The sequence below is a fragment of the Candidatus Frankia alpina genome (assembly GCF_902806485.1).
In the GTDB taxonomy this organism is placed as follows: Bacteria; Actinomycetota; Actinomycetes; order Frankiales; family Frankiaceae; genus Frankia; species Frankia alpina.
Window position 1 is genome coordinate 1 of record NZ_CADCWT010000512.1, and the last position, 896, is coordinate 896.

Consider the following 896-nt stretch of genomic DNA (forward strand, 5'->3'; position numbering starts at 1 on the left):
CGTCCGTCACCGTCCCGCCAGCCGACGAGGAAGGTGTCCGGACGTCCGTCACCGTCCCGCCGGACAGTCCTGCGGTAAACGTGCAGGTCACAGAACTGTCCGCCGGACAGTCGGCGGACAGTTCTGGACGTCGACTGTATGGGGCGGCGGCTCGGACGATCCGGGATTTGGTGTCCGCCGGTGTCACGGACGTCCTGGCTATCGCCGGCCGTCTTGCTGTGGACGGTCTGACGGTCACCCCGGACTACATCCGACGTGTTGTGCGACGGGTGCAGAGCCGTCCGTACGAACCCGGACAGTACCTGTAGATCACAACCTGGGCCGTGGGCTGTCTAGGCACGCCAACGGCTCCACTTCTCCACCCCTGCGGCTCGTCGACGGGGTACGTCCCGAGCTCTCTCGGGGCGTACCCCCGGAGCCCCCCACTCTTCCTTCCTGGTTGCGGGAGATCTCATGTACGTCGTGTTTCACGCTGCCCTGCTCGAGGGGGTAACCCTCCTCCTTCCCTATGCCGCCGGTCAGGCTGCGGCGGCCGTCCGCCGGGTGGTGGGCCGGCATTGGACGGCGCCGGCCGCTGGTGCGATCGTGATCCTCGCCACACATCCAAGCGCTACGGTGCTCCCGGTCCCGACCGCCGAGGTCGGAGCGGCCAGCATCGCCATGCTTGTGATGCTGGCCATATTGGTTCGGTGGTCCCGGTGACCGGGCCGCAGAAGACTCCGGCGCGGGTTGTTTTCTGGCGGTGGACGACCGGCGCTCCCCTCGATGGCATGCTGCGCACGGATGCGACCTGGCTGCACCCGGCTACCGTCGTGGTGCATCCCTCCGGTCGGGCGTACCGGTGGCAGTACCGGCCTCGCTGGCAGCGCGCCGCGCACCGCACCGGCGGTACCGCC

1 protein-coding gene is annotated in these 896 nt (G+C 68.6%); it reads left to right on the top strand.

The genetic code is table 11. The annotated features are described in order from the left end of the window. Window positions 1-698: 698 nt before the first annotated feature. The coding region (locus G6R25_RS25715; protein ID WP_205447441.1) for a hypothetical protein at window positions 699-896 on the top strand (198 nt) is incomplete at its 3' end.